The following is a 22,539-nucleotide window of genomic DNA, read 5'->3' as shown; positions in this document are numbered from 1 at the left end:
CTGGACCGAAGGGAGCGGCGATGGGCATCGTGACGCGAGGCTTTCGTGGGCGACGCGACCGCGAGGAGGTCGTGCTGCCGCCAGGTCAGTACCTCGAGCGGGGGTTCCCCGTCCTGTCGGCGGGGCCCACCCCGCAGATCGCCCCCGGCGCATGGTCGTTCACGGTGACGACCGAGTCCGGCGCCCAGCGTCGGTGGAGCTGGGAGGAGCTGCGGTCCCTGCCGACCGAGGACGTGACCACCGACATCCACTGCGTGACGAAGTGGTCCAAGCTCGGCACCCGCTGGCGCGGCGTCAGCGTCGACGTGCTCCTCGAGGGGGTCGAGACGCGGGCGTCGTACGCGATGGCGCACTCGTACGGCGGGTACACCACCAACATGCCGTTGGCCGACCTGCGGGACGGGCAGGCGTGGGTGGCGTTCGCGTACGACGACAAGCCGCTGCGTCCCGAGCACGGAGGGCCCGCACGCCTGCTCGTCCCGCACCTCTACTTCTGGAAGTCGGCGAAGTGGGTGCGTGGGCTGGAGCTGATGACGCAGGACGCGCCAGGGTTCTGGGAACGCGCCGGCTACCACGACTACGGCGACCCGTGGCGCGAGCAGCGCTACGCGGGCGACTGATGGTGGGGATGCCCTGGCGGCGGGCCGTGGTGCTTGCGCGTCGCGAGGAGACACCGACGGCTGCCACGCTCCTGCTGCACGTCGGCGGGGAGCGCCCGTCGGTCGCTGGACAGCGGATCGAGCTCCGGCTGACCGCCGAGGACGGCTACACCGCCGACCGGGAGTACTCGCTCGCGCGCGCCGGTGATCCTGAGCGGGCGGAGATCACGGTGCAGGCGATCGACGGGGGAGAGGTCTCGCCCTTCCTCGTCGACGAGATCGAGGTCGGGACCGAGCTCGAGGTGCGCGGGCCGATCGGCGGCTGGTTCGTGTGGCGGCCGGAGCAGACGGAGCCGGTGCTGCTCGTCGCGGGCGGTTCTGGGGTGGTGCCCCTGATGGCGATGGTCCGGGCCCGCCGCGACGCCGGGAGCAAGGCGCCGTTCCGGCTCATCTACTCGGTACGCTCGCGCGCCGAGGTCTTCTACCGCTCCGAGCTGCGGGCGCCTGATCCGGGTCTCGACGTCACGATCGCCTACACCCGACAGGCCCCGGAAGGATCCCCGCGGCCGGCGGGTCGGCTGTCGGTCGCCGACGTCAACACCGGCGGGTGGCCGCCGGACTTCGCCCCCACCTGCTACGTCTGCGGGCCGACGGGATTCGTCGAGACCGTCGCCGACATGCTGGTGGCGCTCGGGCACGACCCTCGTCGGATCCGCACCGAGAGGTTCGGTCCTACGGGCGACGCCTGAGCAGCCGGTTCTCCCCGTGCACGAGCGATGGCGGTGGACGCCCCTCCACGCCATGATGAACGGACGCGACGCGGACGAGAGGGGCGAGCGATGACGGCACCGACCGACGTCGAACTGCGTGTCAGCGGAGGGCTGGCCGGGACCCAGACGGTGGAGGTCGCCGTCTCCGAGGACGCCGCAGGGGCGTTCACGAGCGTCCTCGAGAAGCACGACATCGGCTACGAGGTGCTCGACAAGCGGCTCGAGTCGCTTCCCGACGCGTCCGTGCTGTCCGTGGGTTCCTACCATCTCGGGGCCGGCGGCGCCGGGCTCGGCCGCGCGTTGGAGGACTTCGCCCGGGCGTGCGAGCCGGCGCCGCTGCACGTGACGATCGGCGGCACGCCGTACGAGCCCGCGGAGACGGGCGCGGTCGCCTCGGCCCTGGTGGCGCTCCGTGCGGCTCAGGAGGCCGAGGACTCCGCGGCCGAGCAGGCTCGCGCGCAGTGGCAGCGCGGGTACGAGATGGAGCAGGGAGCAGAGGACTCCGAAGAGCCCAAGTAGTCCGTCGTCGCTCAGGCGGCGCTGTGGAAGAGCCGGGCGAGCTTGTCGAGCTCGCCCTCCGGCTCGGCCGGCGCGTCACCCCTCGGCTCCGAGTCGTCGTCCTCGCCTTCGTCCTCCTCAGCCACGACGTCCTCGACGGCGGGCTCGGCGGCGGGCTCTGTGGCGGGCTCTGCGTGAGGGCTCGCGGGCTTCGGCACCCAGTCGGCGGGAACCGGCAGCACGGGACGCGGGGCGTCCGGGCTGTCGAGGATCGAGGTCATGCGCTCGATCTCCCTCGAGACCCGCACCTCGGGTGCGGCGTCGTCCTCCACGACGAGATACTTCGCGACGCTCTCCTCGCGCGCCACCTCCGCAGGGTCGCGCGGCTGGGGCGGCGCCGGCGCTGGACGGACAGGACCCGGGAGGACGAGACCGCGGCTGTCCTTGCGGGCCGCGGTCACCGTCCGTACGACCAGCGCCCCGGTCAGCAGCAGCGAGGCGACGACCCAGACGGTGACCATGGCCTCGACGCCGTCGTTCGGGGCCAGGGGCAGGATGAGGTTGAACGGCACGAGCGCGGCGGCCAGGCCGACCAAGAACACGGTCCCGAGAGGGCGGTGCCAGCTGCTCTCCCACGCGAAGAGCCGTCGTTCACGCTCGTCGACGCGGTGGCGGTACGTCGGGAGGTCCTTGCCGAGGCCCGCGAGCCAGCGACGCTGCTCGGCGACAGCCCGCCGCAGGTCGCGCCGTACGAGGACGTCGGCGACCACACCTGCCACCATCACGGCCATGAGGAGGGCCAGCACGGGGACGACGAGTGCGTCCGGAAGGCCGGTCCACGACAGCAGGAGCAGGACCACCGCGGCTCCGGTGGTCGTCGCCAAACCGGCCATCATCGGCCAGGAGGCCCGTCCGTCGGTGCTCATGCTCATGCGCTCCCTCCCCACGTTCGCGCGGCGCAAATCGCCTACAACAAGACAACGAGGTCTCGGTCTCTCCATGTTTCCTCGGCTGCGAGTGAGACGCATCACGACGTCCGGCTCCGCGGCGGTGGGTGACGCGCCTACGATGGCCTGGTGATCGACATCGACGAGCAGGTGGCCCCGCGCGACGTGGCCGTGGACGCGACCGGGACGCGCAGCGTGCTGGCCTGGCTCATGGTCGTGGGCGGCGCCATCGGCGTCCTGGCCTCCGGGATCCTCACCTACGACAAGATCAAGCTCCTCCAGAACCCCGACGCCCAGCTCGCCTGCGCGCTCAACGCCTGGGTCGACTGCGGCGGAGTCGTGTCCAGCTCGCAGTCGTCGCTGCTGGGGTTCCCCAACACCTTCCTCGGTCTCGTCGGGTTCGCCGTCGTCGTCACGCTCGGCGTCGTGCTGCTCTCCGGCGCCCGCCTTCAGGAGTGGATCTGGGGCGGCCTGCAGGTCGGCGTCGTGCTCGCCGTCGCGCTGATCACGTTCCTGCAGTACACGAGCATCTTCACGCTCGAACGGCTGTGCCCCTACTGCATGGTCGTCTGGACGGTCACGATCCCGCTGTTCGTCGCCGTGACCGCCCGCAACCTGCGGTCGTGGGCGCCGGCCTCGGGCTTCACCAGGCTCGTGTCGAACTGGTCGCTGCTCATCGTCCTGCTCTGGTACGTCGCGGTGGCGACGGTCATCTGGTTCCAGTTCGGCCCGGAGCGCCTCTTCGCCTCCTGACCCGTACGGGCTCGAAGACACGAGACCGCGCCTCGGCCCACGGGCCGAGGCGCGGTCGTCTGCTGGCGGTGCCACTCAGGCCAGGCTCGAGCCCAGCTCTCGTGCCGAGGTGCCGGCGCCCACGCCCTTCAGCTCGGCCAGACGTGCCTCGATCTCGACCTGGGTGTCGGAGGCGGCGAGCTCTTCGAACTGCGCGTCGAGCGACGACGCGGCCACCTCGGCCTGGCCGGCGGCCTTGGCCTCCTCACGGCGGACCTTCTCCTCGAAGCGCGAGACCTCGCTCGTCGGGTCCAGGACGTCGATCGACTGGATCGCGTCCTGCACCCCCGCCTGCGCCTGAGCAGACTTGGCACGCGCCACGAGCTCGTCGCGCTTGTTCCGCAGGTCCTCGAGCTTGGACTTCATCGCCGTCAGGCCCGACTTGAGCTTGTCGACGACCTCGGTCTGCGACGCGATCATCGGGGCGGCGGTCTTCGCCTCGCTCTCGGCGTCGATCTGCTTGCCGAGCGCCACCTTCGCCAGGTTGTCGAACTTGTCGGCCTCGGCGGACTGGCCGGCGGCTCGCAGCTGGTCGGCCTTCTCGGAGGCGGCGAGTGCCTTCTGACCCCACTCCTGTGCTGTTGCGACATCCTCAGCGTGGTCCTGCTCGAGGAGACGGAGGTTGCCGATCGTCTGCGCGACGGCGTCCTCCGCCTCGGCGATGTTGTTGGTGTAGTCCCGGATGAGCTGGTCGAGCATCTTCTCGGGATCCTCGGCCCGGTCGAGCAACGAGTTCACGTTGGCCTTGGCAAGCTGCGTGATACGCCCCAAGATCGACTGCTTCTTTGCCATCGTGGCGGTCCTTTCTGGACTTCAGGTGTGGTGGTGCCATCGAGCCGGAGGCCGAACGGTCAGAAGCGACCGCCACCTCCGCGTCGGCCGCGGGTGCTTCCGCCGCCGAAGCTTCCAGGGGAACGCCTCACGTCTCCGCCTCCGCGGCTTCCGAGCGTGGAGTTGATGAGGATGCCGCCGAGGATCATCGACGTGAGGTCGGTGCCGCTGGACTGCGGTTGCCGGCTGCGCTCCCACGCGGCTACGTCGTCCTCCGCCAGCCGCTGGGCCCGCGCTGCCATCTCCTCGGCCTGCTGGATCTCGGAGAGCGCGTACGGCGGGTCGCCGGCGCCGGCGCGGATGGCGAGGTCGAGATGGCGTGCCGCCTCGGACAGACGGGTGCGGGCCTCCGCGCCGACGGCACCTCGCCGTGTCTCGACGAAGGCGCTGACCGCGTCCACCTGTGACGTCACGCGGCCGAGCGACTCCTCCAGCACCTTGCGCGCCTTCTCCGCCTCGGCGGCCTCGGCACGGACCGGCGCCAGGAGCGTGTCGAGCGCGACCTCGGCCTCCTCGAGCGCGCGGACAGCGGCGAGCGGGTCGCCGTTCGAGGCTGCGCGTCCGAGCGCGACCGCCTGTGCGGCTGCGGCTCGCGCTTCGCGGATCGCGGCGTCCTCCGGCGCCAGACGGTCGGCGTCGGCGATGTCGAGAGAGAGGGAGGCGACGCCGTCGGTGATCGCCTCCGCTGCCCGGCTGAGCGCCTCGTCGGCGCCGGCGACGGCGTCGAGCAGGAGGACGGCCTGCCCGACGGCGTCCTCGGCCGCCCGGAGGTGGGCGACGGCGGTGGCGCGGTCGGATTCGACGACCTCCTGGCCGGCGACGATCGTGGCACGCGCCTCGGTGAGGATCCGCTCTGCGGCATCAGGGTTCTGCGCGACCGAGGCGAGGGCCGACGTCGGGTACTTCGCGGCCAGGTGCTCGACCTGGACGCGTGCGGTCGAGAGGCGGGCCTCGGCCTGCGCCGCCCGCTCGGCGAGCGCGCCGAGCACGGCAGGGGCGCTCGCGTGGAGGTCGCGCAGCGTGTCGAACTCCTCGACCTGCTCGTCGAGCGCATCGTCGACCTCGTCGCACAGCGCGAGGATCTGCCGCGACATCGTCCGAACCTCGGCCTCGGTCTCGGGCTCGGCGTCGTCCAGCCGTTGGCGGAGCGCGAACGCCTCGGCGGCCTTCGCGCGCCCGTCGGCCAGCGTCGCCCGGAAACCCGCCGTCGCCTCGCTACCGAACTGTGCTTCTGCGTAGCCGAGCTCCTGCGCCGACGTCTTGAGGGCGTCGTCGATCGCGACGAGCGCCGAGCCGGCCCGTGTCACGAGCTCGTCGGTGCCGAGACCCGCGAGGGGGTCGACCGGTTGGCCGTTCTCGTCCAGGACGAACTCGTCGGACCGTCCGCGGGACCGTCGCCGAGACCGCGCGACCAGGTAGGCGCCCCCGCCGACGACGGCGACCCCGCCGATGACGACCGGGACGACGGGGAATCCGCCGGAGGTGGCCGCGTCGCGGTAGCCATCGGCGCCGTCGATCGCGGCCCGGGCCCAGTCGCCGTCGGCCAGCGCAGGGCGAATGTCGCCCTTGCGGACCGCGTCGAGCTCCTTGTCGTTCAGGGGGATCGCGTCGTCGACCGAGATCGCGTACGCGCGGTCGTCCGTGGCGACCGTGAGGAGGATGTCGTCGGTGCCGAGGCCTGAGCGGGTCGCGGTGTCCTTCGCCCAGTCCTGGGGGTCGGCGCCCTCGAAGCTGTCGACGTAGACCACGAACATCTGCAGGTCGGTGTCGTCGGCCAGACGCGCGAAGGCTTCCTCGATGTCCTCGCCGTCGTCTCCGGAGAGGACACCGGCATGGTCGGTGACGGGTTGGGAGAGTCGCGGTGGCGCCTCGGCAGATGCGACTGACGGCACGACTGCGCCGGCGGTGCCGAGGAAGAACAGGGCGGCGACGCGAACGGCCACGCCGGAAAGGCGCCGCTCGGTGTGGTTCGGCTCGATCACGACATGATCGTGCCCTGGAAACTCAGTTTGTGCAGAAATGCCCGGTTAGGGGAGATCCGGGGCCCAGTCGCGGGAGATGCGGTTGCGGTACCACCCGTACGAGGCCTTCGGGGTGCGCTCGCCGGTGGCGAAGTCGACGCGGGTGATCCCGAAGCGTTGCGTGTAGCCCTCGGCCCACTCGAAGTTGTCGAGCAGCGACCACACGAGGTAGCCGCGCACGTCCACCCCGGCTTCACGTGCGGCCCCGACGGCGCGGATGTGTGCGTCGAGGTAGGCGATGCGGTCGGGGTCGTCGACCGTGCCGTCCGGCGCCGGCTCGTCGGGGTAGGCGCACCCGTTCTCGGTGACGACGAGGGGTGGGAGCGCGTCGGCGTATGAGTCGCGCAGCCCGACGAGCAGCTCGGTGAGGCCCTGGGGGACCACGGGCCAGTCGAAGCCCGTACGAGGGTAGCCCTCGAGCGGCACGATCTCGAACGGCAGCGGGTTGTCCGGTCCGGGCGCCTTCACCTGCGTCGGGTTGTAGTAGTTGACGCCGAGCAGGTCGAGAGGCTGGGCGATCGTCGCGAGGTCGCCCTCGCGCACCACCTCAGCGTCGGCGAGCTCCTCGGGATACGTGCCGAGGAGGACGGTGTCGAGGAACATCCGGTTGTGGAAGGCGTCGTACACGCGAGCCGCGGCAACGTCGTCCGGCTCTGCCGACGCCGCGCGTACGGGGGTCAGGTTGTTCACCAGCATCACCGCAGCGCTGCTCGCCGCCCGCAGCGCCTGCGTGGCGAGGCCGTGCCCGAGGAGCTGGTGGTGGCCTGCCGCGAACGCGTCGAGCAGCAGCACCTCGCCCGGAGCGTGGGTGCCGAACGCGTAGCTGAGCGCCATGTGGACGAACGGCTCGTTGAGCGTTCCCCAGCACGCGACCCGGTCGCCGAGCGCGTCGCCGACCACGCCCGCGTACTCGGCGAAGCGCTCGGCCGTGTCGCGCGAGAGCCACCCGCCGGCGTCCTGCAGCGCCTGGGGAAGGTCCCAGTGAAACAGCGTGGGGAACGGCGCGATGCCGCGCTCGAGGAGGCCGTCGACGAGGCGGTCGTAGTACGCGAGCCCGGCCGCGTTCACAGCTCCGCTCCCGAAGGGCTGGACGCGGGGCCAGGCGATCGAGAACCGGTACGCGTTCGCGCCGAGACCGTTGAGGAGGTCGAGGTCCTCGCGCCAGCGGTGGTACGAGTCGCAGGCGACGGCGCCCGTGGAGCCGTCGGTGATCCTGCCGGGCTCCGCGGTGAAGGTGTCCCAGATGCTCGGGCCTCGGCCGTCCTCGTCGACGGCGCCCTCGACCTGGTAGGCGGCGGTGGCCGCTCCCCACCAGAAGTCGGGCGCAGGTCTGGTCACGTCGCCGGTCATGGGCACATACTGGGCGCGTGTCCAAGATCACGCAAGCCCCCACGGCGGCGGCGCGGCGTGCGCGACTGGCGACGTTCGTCGCGTTCTTCCTCCAGGGTCTGCTGTTCGCGACGATCCTGACGCGCCTGCCGGCGTTCGAAGAGGAGCGCGGCATCACCGAGGCCGACGTGACCGTGCTCCTGCTGCTCGCGTCCGTGCTGGCCGGGGTCGGCTCCTTGCTGGCCGAGCAGGTGGCGGTGCGCCGTTCGAGCGCGCTCGCGCTGCGGCTGGCGCTGGTGATGATCGCGGTCATGGCGCCGGTGGCGGGATTCGCGCCCGCGGGGGTGGCGATGATGGTCGCCTTCGGGGTGTACGGGATCGGGGTCGGCGCCGTCGACGCCTCGATGAACATGCAGGGCGTGACGATCCAGCGTCTGTACGGGCGCAGCATCATGACCGGCTTCCACGGCGCGTGGAGCATCGGCGCGATCTGCGGCGCGCTCTACGCGTCCGGGACCGCCGCGCTCGACATCGAGGTCGGTCCTTCGCTTCTCGCGGCGGGGGTGGTGTGCCTGCTGCTCGCGCTCGTCGCCGGCCCGGCGTACGTGCGCCCGAGCCTCGAGCACGTCGCCACGGCGCAGAGCGAGGCCGCGGGCCCGGCGATCCGTGTCCCGTGGCGGCCCGTGGTGGCGCTCGGGCTCGTGATCGTCGTCTTCTACCTCGCCGACACCGGCGTGGCGAGCTGGGGCACGCTGTTCCTCACCAACGCGCTGGGCGCGACGGCGAGCGTGGCCGCGCTCGGCTACGCGGCGTACCAGGTCGGTGCCATCACTTCTCGCGTGCTCGGCGACCGGTTCGTCGTCCGCTACGGCGCCGTCGCCGTGGTCAAGGCGGGCACGCTCCTCGGCACCGTCGGCCTGCTCGGTGTCGTCCTCTCGCCGACTCCCGCCGTCGCGATCGTCGCCTTCCTCGTGATGGGTCTCGGGCTGCCGGTTGTCGTGCCGCTGGCCTTCGCCGCAGCCGGCAGCATCCCCGGCACGGACGCCGACGTCGCGATCGCGCGCCTCAACGTCTTCAACTACGTCGGGACGATCCTCGGTGCCGCACTGCTCGGATCCCTGGCGACGGCCGACCTGTGGCGCTGGGTCTTCGTGGTGCCGCTCGTCCTGGTGCCGACGATCCTCTTCGTCGCCCGGACGTTCGCGCCGGCGAAGGACATCGAGACCGCCGCACGCGCCCGCCCCTGACCCGCGAGTCACCCCTCGGGCGGCTGCCACTCAGCGCGGGGGACGGAGGGCCTCGAGGCGGCGCAGGGCCTCGGCGATCACCGCCTCCTGCTTGCAGAACGCCCAGCGTACGAGCGGCCGGCCGGCCTCCTCGTCGTCGTAGAACACCTGGGTCGGCACCGCCACCACGCCGGCGAGCTCGGGCAGCGCGCGGCAGAACGCGATGCCGTCGTCGTAGCCGAGCGGGCGGATGTCGGTCGTCGTGAAGTACGTCCCCTCCGGCACGTACGTGGTGAAGCCGATCTCCTCCAGCCCGGCGCAGAGCTGGTCGCGGCGGGCCTGCAGCGTCGCGGCGAACCCTTCGAAGTACGCGGCGTCGTGCCCGAGGGCGTGCGCGATGGCGGGCTGGAACGGCGAGCCGGACGTGTACGTCAGGAACTGCTTGGCGCCGACGGCGGCGCGGACGAGCGGGGCGGGCCCGCTCATCCAGCCGACCTTCCAGCCGGTGAACGAGAACGACTTGCCGGCGCTCGAGATCGTCAGCGTGCGCTCGCGCATGCCGGGCAGCGTCGCGAGGGGCACGTGCCTGACGCCGTCGAAGGTGAGGTGCTCGTAGACCTCGTCGGTCACCACGACGAGGTCGTGCTCGACGGCGAGGTCGCGGACCGCCTCGCGCTCCTGCGCGTTCAGCACCATGCCGGTCGGGTTGTGCGGGCTGTTGAGCAGCATCGCGGTCGTGCGCGGCCCCACGGCGGCACGCAACGTGTCGAGGTCGAGCCGGAAGTCGGGCGCGCGCAGCGTCACGGGCTTGCGGACGCCGCCGGCGAACTCCAGCACGGCCACGTACGAGTCGTAGTACGGCTCGAGGACGACGATCTCGTCGCCGGGGTCGACCAGTCCGAGGATCGCCGCCGCGATGGCCTCGGTCGCCCCTGTCGACACCGCGAGCTCCGAGTCGGGGTCGAGCTCGAGGCCGTACCACCGCTTCTGGTGCACGGCGATCGCTTTCCGGAGGGCGGGGACGCCGATGCCGGGGGCGTACTGGTTGGCGCCGGACCGCATCGCCTGGACCGCCGCGTCGATGACGTCGTCCGGCCCGTCGGTGTCGGGGAATCCCTGGCCCAGGTTGACGGCGCCCGTACGGACGGCGAGCGCCGACATCTCGGCGAAGATCGTCGTACCGAGCCCGGCCACGCGTGCGCTGCTGGTCTTCACCGTCCCGACTCTAGGCGCCACCAGGGGCTGCGCAGGCCGTGGGCGTGGGCCGGCCAGGCGTACGCGGCCGCGAGCGCGGACGCCGAGACGGTCGTCGTGCGGTAACGACCGGCGACCGTCCACTCCAGCAGGACCGATCTCGGTCTGCCGCCGAACGCCCCACGCCCGTCGCGCCCCAGCACCTGGACGCGGACCAGTCGGGCCTTCGCTGCCGGGGCGAAGCGGCGGACGAGCGCGGACACCGGTAGGTGTGCGGTCCACGCGTGGGAGCGTGAACCGGTCAGGCGGTCGTACGGGTCGGCCTGCGCGGGGAGGTACGGATGGGTGCCGCGCGGTTGGCCGTACTTCTCGTCGGCCGAGACGGTCCAGCCGCCGTTCGCGGCAGAGAACATCGCCGAGATCACGGAACCCTTCCAGGTGAGCACCTGACCTGCGGTGCCGCCGTGGGCGGGCGACGCCTCCGCGGCCGCGCGGACGGCGGGTGTCGCGTACGTGGTGCGCCGTCCGTCGCGCCCGCGCTCCCACGCTCCGCCGTAGACCTGGCAGGCGGTGGTGTCGCAGAGAAGGCGGCGCGCGCCCGGGCCTGCCGCCTGCAGGGCGTAGCTGCGGGCGGCCACCGCCTGGGCCCGCAGGGCGTGGGCGGGAGCGCCGGCCGAGATCTCTCGGGCCACGACGGCGGAGACGTAACGGTCCACGGGGACGACGTTGCGTGTCCGCAGCTGTTTTCCGACCCGCCTGAGCACGAGCGTCCCGTCGTACGCGCGGGTCGTCCCGGCAGCCGTGACCACCCGCACCCGCCCTCGGGCGGCAAACCGCATCGGGAACCGGTGCGGCACGGTGACGCCCACGGTCTGCGCTGCGACCCAGCGCCCGCCGACCCGGGCCTGCAGCCCTGCTGCGGGAGTCACCCGCCAGCGGCGCACCGTGGCCGGGAGACGGACCGTGGTGCCGTCGGCGCGGACCCGAAGGTCCGTCGACGCCCGGACCACGACCGACGTGCTGCGGACCGACGAGAGCCGCACCTTGAGCCGCTGCTGAGCGGTCGAGGCGAGCCGCGTGCCGGGGTAGTAGTGCTGGAGGATCGCCCGGTAGCCGACGCCGGCGCGTGCCGCGCCGATCGCGCCCTCCTGGCTCATGCCGATGCCGTGACCCCATCCCCGGCCGTGCACGGAGAACGTGCCGGACGACGGCACCGCGAGGACCTCGCTCGCCTGGGGTCTCGGGGCGGGCAGCGAGGCCGCCGAGGCGGTGGACGGCGTCGCGAGCGAGACCACGAAGGCGCTGGCGGTCGTGACGACGACGAGAGCAGGGACACGGCGCATGGTCCTGGCACGCTAACTCCGGTGGGCGCGACCCGCCCGTCGGAATCAACCCCTATGACCCGCTACGACCCGGTACGACCGGCCTCGCGGTGGGAGACTGGTGCGGTGTCGACGACCGCCGCACCTCCCGCGCCCCGGCGCGGACGCGCGCGCCGGACGCCGCTCGGGACCGCGCTCACCGTCCTCGGCGTGGCTCTGGTGCTCGTCGGGATAGGGCTGCTCGGCTACGTCGGCTGGCAGTACTTCGGCACGAACATCGTCTCCAAGCAGCAGCACGAGCAGCTGCGCAAGGACCTCGTCCGTTCGTGGGACAGCTCGGGCAAGCAGAAGGCCCCAGCAGCGGGCGACCCGGTCGCGCTGCTGCGGGTGCCGCGGTTCGGCGACGACGAGGTGCCGGTCGTCAAGGGCGTCGACGACCGGTCTCTTGCGCGCGGGGTGGGGTGGTTCCCCGAGAGCGCAGGACCGGGAGCGATCGGGAACTTCGTCCTCGCCGGCCACCGGGTGACCCACGGCGAGCCGTTCCGCGACTTCCTCGAGCTGCGGGCGGGCGACAAGGTGCTCGTCGAGACGCGGACGCACGTCTACACCTACGTGCTGCGCGACGACGGCACGGACCGCGAGGTCGACTTCTCCGAGGGCTGGGTGCTCGACCCCGTCCCCGGGCAGCCGGGCGCGACTCCGACCGAGCGGCTGATCACCCTGGTCACGTGCGCGGAGCTGTTCCACACCGACACGCGCTCAGTGGTCTTCGGCGAGCTGGCGTCGGCCGTCGAGAAGTGAGAGGGCACGGCTCGATACCCTCGGGCCATGAGCGATCGCGACGCCCTCATCGACCAGGTCAAGGACAAGGCCGTCATCCACGGCAAGGTCACGCTCTCCTCGGGCAAGGAGGCGGACTACTACGTCGACCTGCGCCGCGTGACGCTCGACCACGAGGCAGCGCCGCTGGTCGGACGCGTGATGCTCGATCTCCTCGACGACCTGGAGTACGACGCGGTCGGAGGTCTGACGATGGGTGCGGACCCGGTCGCCGCAGCGATGCTGCACCAGGCGGCCGCCCAGGGGCGTGCCCTCGACGCGTTCGTCGTCCGCAAGGCCGAGAAGGCGCACGGCCTCCAGCGCCGGATCGAGGGTCCCGACGTGGCCGGGCGCCGCGTCGTGGCCGTCGAGGACACCTCCACGACCGGAGGCTCGGTGCTGACCGCCGTCGAGGCGTTGCGCGAGGCAGGCGCCGAGGTCGTGGCGGTCGCGGTGATCGTGGACCGCGAGACCGACGCGGCCGACCGCGTACGGTCCGAGGGTCTCGACTACCGCTTCGCGATCTCGAAGTCCGACCTCGGGCTGTAGCGCGCCGCCCGCGCCGCCACCGCCGCGACGGCCACGTCCGGCTGGTCGGCGAACACCCCGTCGACCCCGAGCGCCAGCAGCGCGTCGAGCTCGCGGGCCACGTCGCCGCTGTCGCCCCCGATGTCGCTGGAGCGCAGGTCGAGCGGCAGGAACGCGTTCTCGCGCCGCACGGTCCACACGTACACCTCGAGGCCGGCGGCGTGCGCATCGTCGGCGAGGGTGCTCGCGGTGCCGAGCCCGCCCGCAGGGGTACGGGGGAGCAGCCGCGCCTTCGGCGCGCCGAGCACGTGGGCGTACTCGGCGATCCGCGCCAGGCCGGGAGGCCGCACCATCTCGTCGTACGTCAGCGGGTCGCCGGCGCGCACCCGGTCGTACGGGGCGCCCGTCGGGTCCACGAGCTGGACCAGCCGCAGCTGCGACTCGGCCGCCAGCCGCTGGAGGTTCGCCACCTCGTACGACTGCACCGCGAACCCGGAGTCGGCGGAGTCGAGACCCCACTCGCGCACCGTCCGCAGGAGCGGCTCCTCGAGGGGCAGGTCGCGCTCGCGGAAGTACGTCGAGGTCTTGAGCTCGGGGACGACGCCGACGTGCCGGCCGAACTGGATGCTGGCGAGCTCGGCGAGCCCGAGGATCTCGTCGAGGGTCGGCACCTCGTACCAGCCGTCGTACGCGGTGTTGCTCGGCCTCAGCTCGGGGATGCGCTCACGGGCGCGCAGCGTCTTGAGCTCGGCGAGCGTGAAGTCCTCGGTGAACCAGCCGGTCACCTCGTGGCCGTCCACGCAGGTGGTGGTGCGGCGGTCGGCGAACTCGGGGCGCTGCGCAACGTCGGTGGTGCCCCCGATCTCGTTCTCGTGCCGGGCGACGAGGACGCCGTCCGCGGTGCTGACGAGGTCGGGTTCGATGACGTCCGCGCCGAGCGCGACGCCGAGCAGGTAGGAGGCGAGCGTGTGCTCCGGGCGGTAGCCCGAGGCGCCACGGTGCGCGATCACGACCGGTCCAGACATAGCGGGTCCGAGGCTACGCCCGGTCGGCAAGCAGCACCTGCTCGGCTCGCCGTACGGGCCGGCGCCCGCCAGCCCGTACGCTCGGGCCGTGGGCGAGGACGAAGAGCCGCAGGCGGAGGTCGGGGTCGGTCCCTGGGAGGGCGCCTGGCCCGACGACCCGCGGCTGGACCCTGAGCTGCTGCGCGAGGGGGACCGCCGCAACGTGGTCGATGCCTACCGCTACTGGTCGATGGACGCGATCGTCGCCGACCTCGACGCGCGTCGTCACCCGTTCCACGTCGTCGTCGAGAACTGGCAGCACGACCACAACATCGGCTCGATCGTCCGGTCCGCCAACGCATTCCTCGCGGCCGAGGTGCACATCGTCGGGCGGCGCCGCTGGAACCGCCGCGGCGCCATGGTCACCGACCGCTACCAGCACGTACGCCACCACCCGAGCGTCGAGGACTTCGTCGCCTGGGCGCGTACGGCAGGGGTGGCGCTGGTCGCGATCGACAACGTGCCGGGCTCACGCCCGCTCGAGCGCGAGAGCCTGCCGAGGGAGTGCGCACTGGTGTTCGGCCAGGAGGGGCCGGGGCTCTCCGACGAGATGCTCGCGGCGGTCGACGTGGTCCTGGAGATCGCGCAGTTCGGCTCGACCCGCTCCCTCAACGTGGGCGCGGCTGCGGCGATCGCCATGCACTCCTGGGTCGTCCAGCACGCCGACCTCCCTCGCTGACCCCCCCGGCGCCCGCCCTGGCCCCTCCGCCTGGGCCGTCCCCGCCCGCCCCGCCCCGCCCCGCCCCCGCCTCCGCCCGGTTTGCCACGCCAACGTGGCGAGCTCCGGTTAGCGGGGCAAGTACGCCCCGCCAACCGGGGTTTGCCGCGCCAGCGTGGCAAACCGTGTGCGCCAACCGGGGTTTGCCGCGCCAGCGTGGCAAACCCTGCGCGGGCGGTGGAGGCTGCGCGGGGAAGCCTCGGCGCGGTCAGGCCCTAGGCTCGACGCATGGCCCGAAGACTGCTCGTCGTCGGCGGAGACGCCGCCGGCATGTCCGCCGCCTCCACCGCCAAGCGCGCACTCGGTGACGCCCTCGAGGTCGTCGTGCTCGAACGCCAGCGCTGGACCTCCTACTCCGCGTGCGGCATCCCGTACTGGGTCGCCGGCGACGTCCCCGCCCTCGACGACCTCGTGGCCCGGACGCCCGAGCAGCACCGCGCCAACGGCATCGACGTCCGTACGGGCACGACGGCCACCGAGCTCGACCTCGACGCCGGCAAGGTCGTCGCGCGCACGCCCTCGGGGACCGAGACGTTCGGGTACGACGAGCTCGTGATCGCCACCGGCGCCGAGCCGGTAAGCCCCGACGTCCCCGGAGCGGACGCGCGGGGGATCTACGGCGTCCAGACGCTCGCCGACGGCCAGCGGCTGCTGGAGGCCCTCCAGCAGGACCCGCAGCACGTCGTCATCGTCGGCGCGGGCTACATCGGCGTCGAGATGGCCGAGGCGTGCGTACGCCGCGGGCTGGAGACGGTCGTCGTCGGCACCCACCCGACACCGATGCCGACGATCGACTCCGACCTCGGCGAGCAGATCGCGGCCGAGATGCGCGAGGACGGCATCGACGTACGGACGGGCGTCACCGTGACAGGGTTCGAGACCGACGCCGACAACCACGTACGGGCGGTGGTGACCGACCACGGCACGATCGAGACCGACCTGGTCGTCCTCGGCACGGGGGTGCGGGCCCGTACGGAGCTGGCTGCAGGTGCCGGGCTGCCGACCGGCGTCAAGGGGGCACTCCCGGTCGACGACCGGGGGCTGCTCGACGCCGACCGGAACGTCTGGGCGGCCGGTGACTGCGTCGAGTCGCGGCACCGCGTGAGCGGCCACCAGGTCTACGTCCCGCTCGGTACGCACGCCAACAAGCAGGGCTGGGTCGTCGGGCGCAACCTGGCCGGCGGCGACGCGCGGTTCCCCGGCATCGTCGGGACCGCCATGACGAAGGTCGTCACGCTGGAGATCGCCCGTACGGGGCTGGGGGAGCAGCACGCCCTCGATGCCGGGTTCGACCCGCTCGCGGTCCAGATCGACGCGACGACGGTGGCCGGCTACATGCCGCACGCCCGCTCGATGACGGTCAAGGTCGTCGTCGACCGTCCGAGCCGGCGGCTGCTCGGCGCCCAGATCGTCGGGCGCGAGGGGGCGGCGCTGCGGATCGACTCGTTCGCGCTCGCGCTGTGGAACGAGATGACGGTGGACGAGCTGATGATGACCGACCTCGGGTACGCCCCGCCGTTCGCGTCGGTCTGGGATCCCGTCCAGCAGGCCGCACGCGCCGCGGTGTCGAGGCTCGGGCCGCCCCTGCGATAATGGCCGGACCGCCGTCCCGAGGTCGATGAGGAGACATCCATGCCCGTCGCAACGCCCGAGGTCTACGCCGAGATGCTCGACAAGGCGAAGCGCGACGCGTTCGCCTACCCCGCGATCAACGTCAGCTCGTCCCAGACGCTCAACGCCGCGCTCGCCGGCTTCGCCGAGGCCGAGAGCGACGGCATCATCCAGATCTCGACAGGCGGCGCCGAGTACCTCTCCGGCCCGACCGTCAAGGACATGGTCACCGGGTCGCTGGCCTTCGCCGCGTACGCGCACGAGGTCGCCAAGAAGTACCCCGTCAACGTGGCGCTGCACACCGACCACTGCCCCAAGGACAAGCTCGACGGCTTCGTCCGTCCGCTGCTGGCCGCCTCGACCGAGCGCGTGAAGCAGGGCGGGCTGCCCTACTTCCAGTCGCACATGTGGGACGGCTCGGCCGTGCCGCTCGACGAGAACCTCCAGATCGCCGAGGACCTGCTCGCCGCCTGCGCCGCGGCCAACGTGGTCCTCGAGATCGAGGTCGGCGTCGTCGGCGGCGAGGAGGACGGTGTCGTCGGCGCGATCGACGACAAGCTCTACACGACCCCCGAGGACGCGCTCGCCACCGTCGCCGCGCTCGGCACGGGCGAGAAGGGGCGCTACCTCACCGCGCTGACCTTCGGCAACGTCCACGGCGTCTACAAGCCGGGCAACGTCAAGCTCCGTCCCTCCGTCCTCGACGCCGCCCAGAAGGCGGTCCAGGAGAAGTACGGCGTCGAGCGCGCGTTCGACTTCGTCTTCCACGGCGGCTCGGGCTCGACGGCCGAGGAGATCGCCGAGGCCGTCTCGTACGGCGTCATCAAGATGAACATCGACACCGACACCCAGTACGCCTTCTCGCGCCCGGTGGCCGACCACATGTTCCGCAACTACGACGGCGTCCTCAAGGTCGACGGCGAGGTCGGCAACAAGAAGACCTACGACCCGCGCTCGTGGGGCAAGGCTGCCGAGGCCGGCATGGCGGCGCGTGTCGTCGAGGCCTGCCAGCACCTGTCGTCGACCGGCACCCGGATCTGAGGCGGCGGCCGTGACGAACCTCCTCGGCGAGCCGCCGGAGACCCTGCTCCCGGACGATCCCGCTGCGACCGCCGACGGCACGCCGCAGGAGATCGCACGTGCCTACCCGGCGTCGAGCCTCGCGTGGGCGCTGTGCGCCGAGGAGGCGCTGGCCGCTGACGACGACGTCGCGGCGTACGCGTTCGCCCGTACGGGCTACCACCGCGGGCTGGACGCACTGCGCCGCAACGGCTGGAAGGGCCACGGCCCGGTGCCGTGGGGACACCCTGGCAACCAGGGCTTCCTGCGGGCGCTGGCCGACCTCGCGGAGGCCTCGGAGCGCATCGGCGACCTCGAGGAGGCGCACCGCTGCCGGGAGTTCCTGCGGGAGTCGAGCCAGGAGGCGTACGACACGCTCGTCAGCGGCGGCCGCGCGGGCACGGAGTAGGGGCCCCTGGAAAGGCGTAACAGTGGCCGCGGACTGGAGCCATCCCCCGGTAGACTCCGTCGCGGCCACTGCCACTAGAACCATTGTGACCCCGAAGGGGTCACAACGCAATATGTCCAGTTCGACCGAGTTCTTACGGTTGTTCTGACGGCGTGTCAGATGCCGGGACCAGGACGCGGTAGCCGGACGGCTCGACCCGCCAGGTCCGCCTCTGGAGGCCCTCTCCGAGCTCGCCGTCGGCGTTCCAGGTCATGGCGTCACCCGAGATCGTGACCTCGCGTCCTCGTACGGTCACGACGTCGGCGCTGTCCCCGTGCCGCCCCCGCAGGAGCCGCAACCCGTACGCGAGCCTGCGGGGGAGGGCGTCGGCGTGGGAGACGGTGATGTCGAGGAGCCCGTCGCTCGGGTCGGCTTCCGGGAGCAGCGGAGCGCCTCCACCGACGTACCGGCCGATCCCGACCGCCGCCTGGATGACGTCGTCGCCGTGCGCGACCAGCTCGCCGTCGACGACGACGTGCAGGCGTTCGGCCGTGCCGACGAGGCCGGCCTTGAACGCGCCTACGGCATAGCCCAGGGGCCCGAGCCGGCGCTTCCACGGTCCCGCCTCCTGGCCCGCCATCGCCCCGACGCCCACGTGGACCGCGTTCACGACGACGCCACCGTCCTCGTCGACGGCGAGGTCGAGGTGCTGCGGCTCGGCCTTGAGCAGCCCGCGGGCCACCTCGACCGGGTCCTCGGCGAGCTCGAGCGTCCGCGCGAAGTCGTTGCCCGTGCCCATCGGGACCAGGGCCATGAGCTGCTTGGGGAGACGATCGAGGCCGTACAGCTCCTGCACCACCACGTGCCAGGACCCGTCTCCACCGGCCGCGACCACCACGTCGACGTCGGGGTGGGCGGCGAGCACCTCCCGCAGCTCGTCCGACCCCGACGTCCGGGCGATCTCGACCTCCCAGGCCGTGCGCAGCGCGTCGACCACCTCGTCGAGGACCTGGTCGTCGGCGCTGCCGGCAGAGGCGTTCGCGATGAGGAGTGCGGAGGTCATGGAGACGGTCTACCACCTCGCGGGGCACGGCCGGTGGGCGCGGCCCGGTAGACTCCCACCGTAAGAGCCCCGTCGGACGGGGCTTGTCGCATGTCTCAGGTGGTGCAGGCCCATGCCCGCAGTCGTGATCGTCGGAGCCCAGTGGGGAGACGAGGGGAAGGGCAAGGCGACCGACCTGCTCGGAAGCCGCGTCGACTACGTCGTCAAGTTCAACGGTGGCAACAACGCCGGCCACACGGTGGTCATCGGCAGCGAGAAGTACGCGCTGCACCTTCTGCCCAGCGGCATCCTCACGCCGGGCTGCGTCCCGGTCATCGGCAACGGCGTCGTCGTCGACATCGGCGTGCTGTTCGAGGAGATCGACGGCCTCGAGGCGCGAGGGGTGGACACCTCGGCCCTCCAGGTGAGCGCCAGCGCGCACGTCATCCCGGAGTACAACAAGGTCCTCGACAAGGTCACCGAGCGGTTCCTCGGCTCCCGCAAGATCGGCACGACCGGTCGCGGGATCGGCCCCACGTACGCCGACAAGATGAACCGTCAGGGCATCCGCGTGCAGGACATCTTCGACGAGAAGATCCTGACCCAGAAGGTCGAGGGTGCGCTCGAGCTCAAGAACCAGATCCTGACCAAGGTCTACAACCGTCGTGCCGTGACCGTCGACGAGGTCGTCGACGAGCTCCGGGCGTACGCCGACCGGCTGGCCCCGTACGTCACGGACACCACGCTGCTGCTCGACCGCGCGGTCGCTGAGGGCAAGACGGTCCTCCTCGAGGCCGGCCAGGCCACGATGCTCGACGTCGACCACGGGACGTACCCGTTCGTCACGTCGTCCTCCGCGACCTCCGGCGGAGCCGCGACCGGTTCGGGCATCGCCCCGACGCGCATCGAGCGCGTCATCGGCATCGTCAAGGCGTACACGACGCGCGTCGGTGAGGGACCGTTCCCGACGGAGCTGCACGACGACTCGGGCGACTTCCTGCGCGAGCAGGGCGGCGAGTTCGGCACGACGACGGGCCGCCCGCGCCGCTGCGGCTGGTACGACTCGGTCGTCGCCCGTTACGCCGCCCGCGTCAACGGCGTCACCGACTTCGTCCTCACGAAGCTGGACGTGCTCACCGGCCTGGAGACGATCCCGGTCTGCGTGGCGTATGACGTCGACGGTGTCCGGCACGACGAGATGCCGGTGAACCAGACCGACTTCCACCACGCCGTCCCGGTGTACGAGGAGCTGCCGGGCTGGTCCGAGGACATCTCGGGCGCCCGCTCCTTCGAGGAGCTGCCGGCGAACGCGCAGGCGTACGTCCGTCGCGTCGAGGAGCTGTCGGGCGCGCGCATGTCGGTCATCGGGGTCGGCCCGGGACGCGACCAGGCGATCGTCTGCCACGACCTGCTCTGAGGGCACCACGGTGAGCCGGCGGCGGTGAGCCTGGTCCCACCGCGGCCGTGCGGGTGGGACCTGGTTCACCGCGGCCGACTAGGCTGGGCGCCCGTGAAGACCCTCGTCATCGGCACCGGCGGTCGCGAGCACACGCTCGCGCTCGCGCTCTCCCGCGACCCCTCCGTCACCGAGGTGCACGCCGCGCCCGGCAACCCCGGCATCGCGCAGGTCGCGACGCTCCACGAGGTGGACCCGCTCGACGGCGCGGCGGTGGCCGACCTCGCGGCGTCGCTCGCCGTCGATCTCGTCGTGGTCGGACCCGAGGCCCCGCTGGTCGCGGGCGTCGCCGACGCGGTCCGCGCCCGGGGGATCGCGGTCTTCGGCCCGTCCGGAGAGGCAGCGGCGCTCGAGGGCTCGAAGGCGTTCGCGAAGGACGTCATGGCCGCGGCCGAGGTGCCGACCGCCATGGCGCACGTCTGCGAGACCGCCGAGGAGGTGGCCGCTGCGCTCGACGCCTTCGGCGCCCCGTACGTGGTCAAGGACGACGGCCTCGCCGCCGGCAAGGGCGTCGTGGTCACCGACGACCGCGAGGCGGCGGCCGCGCACGCCGCGCAGTGCGAGCGCGTGGTGATCGAGGAGTACCTCGACGGTCCCGAGGTGTCGCTGTTCGCCCTGTGCAGCTACACCGAGTCCGACGGCGCCACCGTCGTGCCGCTCCAGCCGGCACAGGACTTCAAGCGCGCGTACGACGACGACGCCGGCCCGAACACTGGCGGCATGGGGGCGTACACCCCGCTCCCGTGGGCCCCGGACGACCTTGTCGACGAGGTGACGCGCCGCGTGCTCCAGCCGACGGTCGACGAGATGGCGAAGCGCGGCCGTCCGTTCACCGGCTTGCTGTACGCAGGCCTGGCCCTGACCTCGCGCGGCCTGCGGGTCGTCGAGTTCAACGCGCGCTTCGGCGACCCCGAGACGCAGGCGCTGATGGCGCTGCTCGACTCGCCGCTGGGTGCGCTGCTCGCAGGCGCCGCCGACGGCACGCTCGCCGAGGTGCCGGCCCCTCGCTGGCGCGACGGTGCGGCGGTCACGGTGGTCGTCGCCGCCGAGGGCTACCCGGCGTCACCGCGCAAGGGTGACGTCATCACCGGCGTCGAGGCTGCGGACGCGGTCGAGGGCGTCGACGTGATCCACGCCGGCACCGCACGCGACGAGGCGGGCAACCTCGTCACCGCAGGAGGGCGCGTGCTCACCGTCACCGCCCGCGGCACCGATCTCGCCGACGCGCGCCGGCGGGCGTACGAGGCCGTGGACCTGATCCACATCGACGGTGGCTTCTCGCGCCGCGACATCGCCGCCAAGGCTGCCCTGGTCTGACCGCCCGGGCGCGGGCAGACTGGCGCCCATGCCGATCAGCGGAGAGTACGTCCCGAGCGCGTGGAAGATGTCGCGCGACCAGGTCGCGGGGTACGAGGCGTCGGGCGGCCGCACGCATGCCACGATCGTCGGGCGACCGGTCGTCATCGTGACCTACCGCGGGCACCGGACCGGCAAGGTGCGCAAGACGCCGGTGATGCGGGTGGAGCACGACGGCGTGTACGCCATGGTGGCCTCGATGGGTGGTGCACCGACGAATCCGCAGTGGTACGCCAGCATCGTCGCCGCCCCGCACGTGATGCTCCAGGACGGGCCGGAGCCGCAGGACTTCGTCGCGCGCGAGGTGCACGGCGACGAGAAGGCGCTGTGGTGGGAGCGTGCCGTCGAGGCGTTCCCGACGTACGCCGGCTACCAGGAGAAGACCACCCGCGAGATCCCTGTCCTCGTGCTGGAGCCCGCGACCGGTGCTTGACTGAGCAGATGTCAGTCACCGGAGAGTACGAGCCGAGCCCTTCGGCGCGGGTGCGCAAGCACGTGGCGGAGATGGAGACGACCGGTACGGCGACGGGCACGCCGCTCGACAAGCCGATCGTCGTCCTCACGTTCCACAGCCGCCGGTCGCGCAAGGTCCACAAGACCGCCGTCATGCGCGTCGAGCACGACGGCGCCTATGCGCTGGTCGCCTCCAAGGGAGGGGCGCCGCAGCATCCGCAGTGGTACCACGCTCTCACCGTGCATCCCGAGATCGACCTTCTGGACGGGACGGAGAAGCACGCCATGCGGGTCCGCGAGCTGCACGGCGACGAGCGTGCGCAGTGGTGGAAGCGCGCGGTCGAGGCCTACCCGCCGTACGCGGAGTACCGCAGGCGCACGGACCGGGAGATCCCGGTCCTCCTCGCCGAGCCGGTCTAGTTGTGATGTCCAGGCAGGTTGGTCAGTCTGGTGATGGGTGCGGCTTTGCCGATTGCTGAGTGGGGCCTGTGGTGGTTGTAGTGGTGGATCCATGCT

General features: G+C 72.1%; 24 protein-coding genes and 1 pseudogene. 16 read left to right on the top strand and 9 right to left on the bottom strand.

Going from position 1 to position 22,539, the window contains the following annotated elements:
• The first annotated feature begins 20 nt into the window (after nt 1-20).
• The 3 genes from NYZ95_RS09425 to NYZ95_RS09415 all read left to right on the top strand — a co-directional run bounded on the left by NYZ95_RS09425 (nt 21) and on the right by NYZ95_RS09415 (nt 1,888).
• Nucleotides 21-620 (top strand): sulfite oxidase-like oxidoreductase, encoded by a 600-nt coding sequence (locus NYZ95_RS09425; protein ID WP_262851002.1) that lies wholly within the window; start codon nt 21-23, stop codon nt 618-620.
• Entirely contained in the window at nt 620-1,348 is a 729-nt protein-coding gene (locus NYZ95_RS09420) for a ferredoxin reductase (protein ID WP_262851000.1), read from the top strand. Before NYZ95_RS09425 ends, NYZ95_RS09420 begins: the two co-directional genes overlap by 1 nt.
• 90 nt (nt 1,349-1,438) lie before the next feature.
• Nucleotides 1,439-1,888: a hypothetical protein gene (locus tag NYZ95_RS09415; protein ID WP_262850998.1), complete on the top strand. Its 450-nt coding sequence runs from the start codon at nt 1,439-1,441 to the stop codon at nt 1,886-1,888.
• Between the two features lie 11 nt (nt 1,889-1,899).
• Here the strand turns inward: NYZ95_RS09415 and NYZ95_RS09410 are convergent, their stop codons facing one another.
• Entirely contained in the window at nt 1,900-2,799 is a 900-nt protein-coding gene (locus NYZ95_RS09410) for a hypothetical protein (protein WP_262850996.1), read from the bottom strand.
• 144 nt (nt 2,800-2,943) lie between these two features.
• On the opposite strand from NYZ95_RS09410, the gene NYZ95_RS09405 reads away from it, so the two are divergent.
• Nucleotides 2,944-3,567 carry a vitamin K epoxide reductase family protein gene (locus NYZ95_RS09405; protein WP_262850994.1) on the top strand — a complete coding sequence of 208 codons (624 nt, stop codon included), beginning with the start codon at nt 2,944-2,946 and terminating at the stop codon, nt 3,565-3,567.
• 75 nt (nt 3,568-3,642) lie between these two features.
• Here NYZ95_RS09405 and NYZ95_RS09400 read toward each other — a convergent pair whose 3' ends face one another.
• From NYZ95_RS09400 to NYZ95_RS09390, 3 genes are read right to left on the bottom strand one after another with little or no spacing between them, the layout of a single operon-like run.
• Nucleotides 3,643-4,398 (bottom strand): PspA/IM30 family protein, encoded by a 756-nt coding sequence (locus NYZ95_RS09400; protein WP_262850992.1) that lies wholly within the window; start codon nt 4,396-4,398, stop codon nt 3,643-3,645.
• Between the two features lie 59 nt (nt 4,399-4,457).
• Nucleotides 4,458-6,419, bottom strand: a complete 1,962-nt coding sequence (locus NYZ95_RS09395) for a TPM domain-containing protein (RefSeq protein WP_262850991.1) — start codon at nt 6,417-6,419, stop codon at nt 4,458-4,460.
• Nucleotides 6,420-6,464: 45 nt separating this feature from the next.
• Nucleotides 6,465-7,808 carry a GH1 family beta-glucosidase gene (locus tag NYZ95_RS09390; RefSeq protein ID WP_262850989.1) on the bottom strand — a complete coding sequence of 448 codons (1,344 nt, stop codon included), beginning with the start codon at nt 7,806-7,808 and terminating at the stop codon, nt 6,465-6,467.
• 14 nt (nt 7,809-7,822) lie between these two features.
• On the opposite strand from NYZ95_RS09390, the pseudogene NYZ95_RS20565 reads away from it, so the two are divergent.
• Together NYZ95_RS20565 and NYZ95_RS09385 are read left to right on the top strand one after the other, a co-directional pair.
• Nucleotides 7,823-8,143: pseudogene (locus tag NYZ95_RS20565) on the top strand (hypothetical protein); the annotation flags it as partial.
• On the top strand, nt 8,138-9,034 hold the full coding sequence (locus NYZ95_RS09385) for an MFS transporter (RefSeq protein WP_372500470.1): 897 nt from the start codon (nt 8,138-8,140) through the stop codon (nt 9,032-9,034). The pseudogene NYZ95_RS20565 and the gene NYZ95_RS09385, both read left to right, overlap by 6 nt.
• A 30-nt stretch (nt 9,035-9,064) precedes the next feature.
• On the opposite strand, the gene NYZ95_RS09380 is transcribed toward NYZ95_RS09385, so the two are convergent.
• Together NYZ95_RS09380 and NYZ95_RS09375 are read right to left on the bottom strand one after the other, a co-directional pair.
• Nucleotides 9,065-10,228: a pyridoxal phosphate-dependent aminotransferase gene (locus tag NYZ95_RS09380; RefSeq protein WP_262850986.1), complete on the bottom strand. Its 1,164-nt coding sequence runs from the start codon at nt 10,226-10,228 to the stop codon at nt 9,065-9,067.
• The gene (locus NYZ95_RS09375) at nt 10,225-11,550 is read right to left on the bottom strand and encodes a SpoIID/LytB domain-containing protein (protein ID WP_262850984.1); all 1,326 of its coding nucleotides are present in this window, start codon (nt 11,548-11,550) and stop codon (nt 10,225-10,227) included. Before NYZ95_RS09375 ends, NYZ95_RS09380 begins: the two co-directional genes overlap by 4 nt.
• Before the next feature lie 105 nt (nt 11,551-11,655).
• Between NYZ95_RS09375 and NYZ95_RS09370 the strand changes: the two genes are divergently transcribed.
• Nucleotides 11,656-12,330 (top strand): class E sortase, encoded by a 675-nt coding sequence (locus NYZ95_RS09370; RefSeq protein ID WP_262850982.1) that lies wholly within the window; start codon nt 11,656-11,658, stop codon nt 12,328-12,330.
• Nucleotides 12,331-12,357: 27 nt separating this feature from the next.
• Nucleotides 12,358-12,897, top strand: a complete 540-nt coding sequence (gene pyrE, locus NYZ95_RS09365; protein ID WP_262850980.1) for an orotate phosphoribosyltransferase — start codon at nt 12,358-12,360, stop codon at nt 12,895-12,897.
• Here the strand turns inward: pyrE and NYZ95_RS09360 are convergent.
• Nucleotides 12,858-13,901 (bottom strand): glycerophosphodiester phosphodiesterase family protein, encoded by a 1,044-nt coding sequence (locus tag NYZ95_RS09360; RefSeq protein ID WP_262850978.1) that lies wholly within the window; start codon nt 13,899-13,901, stop codon nt 12,858-12,860. The two genes, pyrE and NYZ95_RS09360, sit on opposite strands and share 40 nt — an antisense overlap.
• 88 nt (nt 13,902-13,989) lie before the next feature.
• On the opposite strand from NYZ95_RS09360, the gene NYZ95_RS09355 reads away from it, so the two are divergent.
• The 4 genes from NYZ95_RS09355 (at nt 13,990) to NYZ95_RS09340 (ending at nt 17,737) form a co-directional block, all read left to right on the top strand.
• Nucleotides 13,990-14,619: a TrmH family RNA methyltransferase gene (locus NYZ95_RS09355; protein WP_262850977.1), complete on the top strand. Its 630-nt coding sequence runs from the start codon at nt 13,990-13,992 to the stop codon at nt 14,617-14,619.
• 267 nt (nt 14,620-14,886) lie between these two features.
• Nucleotides 14,887-16,251 carry an FAD-dependent oxidoreductase gene (locus NYZ95_RS09350; protein ID WP_262850975.1) on the top strand — a complete coding sequence of 455 codons (1,365 nt, stop codon included), beginning with the start codon at nt 14,887-14,889 and terminating at the stop codon, nt 16,249-16,251.
• 39 nt (nt 16,252-16,290) lie between these two features.
• Nucleotides 16,291-17,310: a class II fructose-bisphosphate aldolase gene (gene fbaA / locus NYZ95_RS09345; RefSeq protein ID WP_262850973.1), complete on the top strand. Its 1,020-nt coding sequence runs from the start codon at nt 16,291-16,293 to the stop codon at nt 17,308-17,310.
• A 10-nt stretch (nt 17,311-17,320) separates the two neighbouring features.
• Nucleotides 17,321-17,737 (top strand): DUF3151 domain-containing protein, encoded by a 417-nt coding sequence (locus NYZ95_RS09340; protein ID WP_262850971.1) that lies wholly within the window; start codon nt 17,321-17,323, stop codon nt 17,735-17,737.
• A 133-nt stretch (nt 17,738-17,870) separates the two neighbouring features.
• On the opposite strand, the gene NYZ95_RS09335 is transcribed toward NYZ95_RS09340, so the two are convergent.
• Nucleotides 17,871-18,779 carry a diacylglycerol/lipid kinase family protein gene (locus NYZ95_RS09335; RefSeq protein WP_262850969.1) on the bottom strand — a complete coding sequence of 303 codons (909 nt, stop codon included), beginning with the start codon at nt 18,777-18,779 and terminating at the stop codon, nt 17,871-17,873.
• A gap of 112 nt (nt 18,780-18,891) precedes the next feature.
• Between NYZ95_RS09335 and NYZ95_RS09330 the strand changes: the two genes are divergently transcribed.
• The 4 genes from NYZ95_RS09330 (at nt 18,892) to NYZ95_RS09315 (ending at nt 22,443) form a co-directional block, all read left to right on the top strand.
• The gene (locus tag NYZ95_RS09330) at nt 18,892-20,175 is read left to right on the top strand and encodes an adenylosuccinate synthase (RefSeq protein WP_262850967.1); all 1,284 of its coding nucleotides are present in this window, start codon (nt 18,892-18,894) and stop codon (nt 20,173-20,175) included.
• A gap of 93 nt (nt 20,176-20,268) precedes the next feature.
• Nucleotides 20,269-21,531 carry a phosphoribosylamine--glycine ligase gene (gene purD, locus NYZ95_RS09325; protein ID WP_262850965.1) on the top strand — a complete coding sequence of 421 codons (1,263 nt, stop codon included), beginning with the start codon at nt 20,269-20,271 and terminating at the stop codon, nt 21,529-21,531.
• 28 nt (nt 21,532-21,559) lie between these two features.
• Complete coding sequence (locus NYZ95_RS09320) at nt 21,560-22,003, top strand: nitroreductase family deazaflavin-dependent oxidoreductase (RefSeq protein WP_262850963.1); 444 nt, start codon at nt 21,560-21,562, stop codon at nt 22,001-22,003.
• 8 nt (nt 22,004-22,011) lie between these two features.
• Nucleotides 22,012-22,443, top strand: coding sequence for a nitroreductase family deazaflavin-dependent oxidoreductase (locus NYZ95_RS09315; RefSeq protein ID WP_262850962.1), 432 nt, complete (start codon nt 22,012-22,014; stop codon nt 22,441-22,443).
• Here the strand turns inward: NYZ95_RS09315 and NYZ95_RS09310 are convergent.
• A partial coding sequence (locus tag NYZ95_RS09310) for an integrase core domain-containing protein (RefSeq protein WP_262851540.1) occupies nt 22,440-22,539 on the bottom strand: 100 nt, incomplete at its 5' end. The two genes, NYZ95_RS09315 and NYZ95_RS09310, sit on opposite strands and share 4 nt — an antisense overlap.

The sequence above is a fragment of the Mumia quercus genome (genome assembly GCF_025506335.1).
In the GTDB taxonomy this organism is placed as follows: domain Bacteria; phylum Actinomycetota; class Actinomycetes; order Propionibacteriales; family Nocardioidaceae; genus Mumia; species Mumia quercus.
This window is presented reverse-complemented; position numbering and strand designations above follow the sequence as displayed.